The 4,321-nt window shown below is 62.4% G+C and carries 5 protein-coding genes; all 5 read right to left on the reverse strand.

Annotated features, from left to right (window positions below; genetic code table 11):
* Positions 1 to 261 (reverse strand): hypothetical protein (locus G4O04_10490; protein HEY58937.1); only part of this gene is annotated, 261 nt, incomplete at its 3' end.
* Positions 258 to 1,067, reverse strand: a complete 810-nt coding sequence (locus tag G4O04_10495) for a methyltransferase domain-containing protein (protein HEY58938.1) — start codon at positions 1,065 to 1,067, stop codon at positions 258 to 260. The genes G4O04_10495 and G4O04_10490, both read right to left, overlap by 4 nt.
* Positions 1,068 to 1,086: 19 nt before the next feature.
* Positions 1,087 to 2,982: an asparagine synthase (glutamine-hydrolyzing) gene (gene asnB / locus G4O04_10500; GenBank protein HEY58939.1), complete on the reverse strand. Its 1,896-nt coding sequence runs from the start codon at positions 2,980 to 2,982 to the stop codon at positions 1,087 to 1,089.
* Positions 2,982 to 4,106 carry a glycosyltransferase family 4 protein gene (locus G4O04_10505; GenBank protein ID HEY58940.1) on the reverse strand — a complete coding sequence of 375 codons (1,125 nt, stop codon included), beginning with the start codon at positions 4,104 to 4,106 and terminating at the stop codon, positions 2,982 to 2,984. Before G4O04_10505 ends, asnB begins: the two co-directional genes overlap by 1 nt.
* 9 nt (positions 4,107 to 4,115) lie before the next feature.
* Positions 4,116 to 4,256 carry a hypothetical protein gene (locus tag G4O04_10510; protein ID HEY58941.1) on the reverse strand — a complete coding sequence of 47 codons (141 nt, stop codon included), beginning with the start codon at positions 4,254 to 4,256 and terminating at the stop codon, positions 4,116 to 4,118.
* Positions 4,257 to 4,321 lie beyond the last annotated feature (65 nt).

Raw genomic sequence — 4,321 nt, forward strand, 5'->3', positions numbered from 1 at the left:
AAGCAAAAAAAGATACGCCAAGCGCTGGGAAATTTGCATCCCCTGTAAAACCGCCTGCCAGCGCAAACTCGAAAGCCAAAACCCGGCCCAAAAGCACAACACAGGGCCGATCAAATATCCCCATTGACCTCGCTGAATGACCTGCAGCAGCCCCCCCCAGTCAAAACGCCAGAAGAGCAGGCCGAGCAACAGCATCGAGAGCACGATGCGAAAAAACCAAAAAAGTTTTCTTTGCAACGCTCCTTGAGAGACCATGGTCACCTTGCTCTCTTTTTGCTAAACTCGTTCTCCCTTTCTTCCCGACACACAAACTCGTTGCAACCGGTTGGCACGGGGGCCTGCAAGACGCGCAGCACATGAAACCCCAGGTTTCCCAATAACTTTCGCATCTCTGAGATACTGGCATATTCATAAGGATACCCCCCCAACCAATCCACCAGGTTATGGAAGAAATCCATCCCTCTTCGCACCTTAAACGGATTCCGCCGTGTCACCAGGGCTTTGGCCAAAAGGATCACAGGAGCAAAGCCCCCCACCAACCCTCGCTGCCCCCAAACAGGAAGCAAATTGTACCCTCGTTTAATGAGCTTCCAAAAAGGCGAAGACCAATGGCGGTTGTAAATCGCCACCACAAAAAGCCCCCCTGTTCTGACCCGGGCCGCTGCTATCCGCAAGGCGCGACGCATATCACCGGTATGATGAAGCACTCCCCAACTATACACAATATCAAAGGTGTCCAGGGCCTCCATGGCGGTTTCGTCCAGCACCGAAACCTGGCGAAAGGTCAACGGCGCATCGGGCGCCCAGCGACGCGCGTTATCCTGTGAAGTGCGTACAGAGACCGGATCGATGTCAATTCCTACCACCTGTCGGGCCCCCAGTTGAGCAGCGGCAATAGAAAACAACCCACTGCCGCAACCGATGTCCAAAAAAGTGTGGTCTTCCAGACTTTCCATATCCAACAACCGTTGAAGCGAAGCCCGAGCCTCCGCCAACTGGGTCTCCGTCAGATGCCGCGAGAAGGACGCCCAATTCTCTCCAAAGCGAAAACGCACCTCTGAAGTCATGAAGAGTTCTCCCTCACCCTTATTGTTGTGCCCACCACATCGCCCATACGGCCAACGCCCATAAACGTTTGCCGTGGTCTTCACGGCCCGTTGCATGTTCCTCTACCAAGCGCGCCACCACCTCCCGGCGAATCCAGGGGCGCAGGGGGCTGGCGTCGCCGAGCAACAACTCCTGCATCCAGGGGCGTAACGGCCCCCGTAGCCAGGCGCCCACCGGCACCCCAAACCCTTGCTTTCCCCGGCGCAGGATCTCCGGTGGGAGTTGGTCGGCAAAGGCCTTGCGCAGGGCCACCTTACCCGTCAACCCGCGCACCTTCCATCGTTGGGGCAGCCGGGCCGCCCAGGCCATGAGTTCGTGATCCAGGAAAGGCGAACGCCCCTCCAGCGAAGCGGCCATGGTCATCCGGTCCGCCTTGACCAACAAATCGCCGGGCAAGTAGGTGTGCACGTCGGCATACAGGGTGCGGTCCAACAGGCTCTCGGCCTGGGCCACGGTGAAGTGCTCCACCAACCAGGTCTCGGCCCGGCGGGGCGTCAGCCAGGCACGGTGCTCTGGCCGCCACAGGGCCTCCCGCAGTTCAGGGCCGAAATACGACCCCCAACGCAGCAGGCTGGCCCTGGGGTCCACCTGTGGCAACTGGGCCAGGCGCTTGAGGCCGTTGACCAGGCTGTGTCCTACCGGGCGGTCGCCCCGGTCGGGCAAGTACCGTACCAGCCAGGGTACCACCCCCTGGGTGAACCAGCGGGGCAGGCGCAGATAGCGGTTCGCCCAGGGATCCCACCAATAACGGGGGTATCCGGCGAAGGCCTCGTCGCCGCCATCGCCGTTCAGAGCCACGGTCACATGCTCACGGGTCAGGCGTGAAAGGTGGTAGAGGGGCAACACCGAAGGGTCCGCCAAGGGCTCACCCAAGTGGGCCACCAGGGTCTCCAGAGTGGAGGGAATATCCCCGTAGGTCAGCACAAACTCATGGTGGTCCGTGGCAAACCGCTGGGCTACAGTGCGGGCATGGGCCAATTCCGAAAACGCCTCTTCCTCAAAACCCACCGAAAACGTCTTCACAGGCCCATTGCCCAACGCTGCCATCACGGCCACCATGATGCTGGAGTCCAGGCCACCGCTGAGGTGCGCTCCTAAGGGAACGTCGCTGATCAGTCGCAGGCGAACGGCCTCGCGCACCCGTTCACGCAACTCGGCCAACAAGTCGGCCTCCGACAGCGTCCATTTGGGCGTGTAGTGCAAATCCCAGTACCGCTGCACCTCCAGGCGCCCTTCGTGCCACAGCAGCAGATGGGCCGCCGGAAGTTTGTACACCCCCTGATAAGGCGTCAGGGGTTCGGGGATGTACTGCAGAGCCAGGTAAAGGTCCAGGGCTTCGAGCGAAACCTCAGGGGTCCGGGACAGGACGGTCAACAGGGCCGGAAGTTCTGAGGCAAAGTACAGGGTGCCGTCCTGGACAGTATAATACAGAGGCTTCTGGCCCAAACGGTCGCGGGCGATGAACAGGCGGCGGCGGGGCGCGTCCCACAGGGCAAAGGCGAACATCCCCCGCAGATGGTGTACGCATTCGGGGCCGTACTCCTCGTACAGGTGGACGATGGTCTCAGTGTCGGTGCGGGTGCGGAAGCGGTGCCCTCGCCGGATGAGGTCTTTGCGCAATTGGGGGAAGTTGTAGATTTCGCCGTTGAAGACAATCCAGAGGGACTTGTCCTCGTTAGGGATGGGCTGGTCGCCAGTTTGCAGGTCAATGATGGCCAGACGGCGCATGGCCAGACCGACGCCGGGGGCAAAGTGGAACCCCTCGCCGTCGGGGCCCCGATGCACTAACCGGGCGTTCATCTGCCGCACCTTTTCCTGGATCTCAGTGGTGGATGCCGCGCCCGTAGAAAGGCCCAACCCACAAATACCACACATCACCGCACCTCACGGAAAAGGTCCAGATACTGCTGCGCCGTGGCCTCCCAGGTGAAGTGCTCCATCACCCGTTGGCAGGCGGCCACGCCCAAACGCTGTCGGAGGGAGGCATCGGACAACAGGCGGAGCAACGCCTCACGCAGCGCTGTCGGGTCGTCCCTGGGCACCAGCACGCCCACTTCAGGGGCGACCAACTCCTCATTCCCGGCGATGCGGGTGGCAAGCACTGGCAGCCCTGACGCCATGGCCTCCAACACCGCGTTGGGCATCCCCTCGTCGCGGGAAGGGAAAACGAAGAGGTTGGCCTCCCGGTAAAAGGCCGGGATGCGCTCCGGGGGGTGCCACCCGGCAAAGGTCAGCCGTTCCTTCAAGCCTCGTTGGGCGGCCAGGGCCTCCAGGGCAGGGCGATAGGGGCCGTCGCCCACCAGGGTCAGGTGCCAGGGCAGCGTCTCGGGTACCCCGGCCAGGGCCTCCAGCAGTACATCCAGCCCCTTCTGATACACCACCCGCCCCACAAAGAGCAACCGCGGTGGGGCCCAGGCCCGCTTTTCCGGCGGGGCAAAACGCTGCGGGTCCACGCCGTTGGGGATAACCCGGATGGGCACCGTGGGGTCAAAGCGCCGGGCCAGGTCACGCAACCCTTGACTGTTGGCCACCACGGCCGCCGCGCGACGCCACACCCGCCGCAACACCGGGCCGATGAGGCGATGGTAGGTGGCGAAGTCATAGGGCCGAAAGCCAGGTACATCGCCCCCGCGCAGGGCCACCACATAAGGTACCCGTAGCCCCGGCGGCAGCGCCCAGGCGATAATGCCGCTGGGGGCGCCGAAGAAGGCCAGGATGACATCGGGGCACCAATGGCGCACTAGGCGCACGGTCTGCACCCACCCGCTGAGGACGAAGGCGCTCTGCTCCAGCGCGCCGGAGCGGTCGGGCCGCCGCCGCAACGCCGGGATGCGCACCACCCGCACCCCAACCTGCTCCTCTTGGCGGGGCAGGGTGCCGTAGCGGACGGTCAACACCGTAACCTCATGGCCCAAAGCCGTCAGGGCCTGGGCCAAGTGGCAGCTGGCATTGCCCGCCCCGCCGCCGATGGGAGGGTATTCGGGGTTGAGGAGCAGAATCCGCACGGGTTATTCCTTCCCGGCCCGGGACATGTTGAGCTCCCGCCGCACCGTGTAGGTGGGCTTTCCCTGGGCTTCATGATAGATGCGCACCAGCAGTTCGGCGATCAGCCCCATCAGGATGGATTGGAATCCCAAAATGATAAACATTAGGCTGAGTTGAAAGAGGGGCGATGTAAAAAGAGCAACCTCCCAAAATATACGGCGAAGCACGA

Source organism: Anaerolineae bacterium (assembly GCA_011176535.1).
Taxonomy (GTDB): Bacteria; Chloroflexota; Anaerolineae; order Anaerolineales; family DRMV01; genus DUEP01.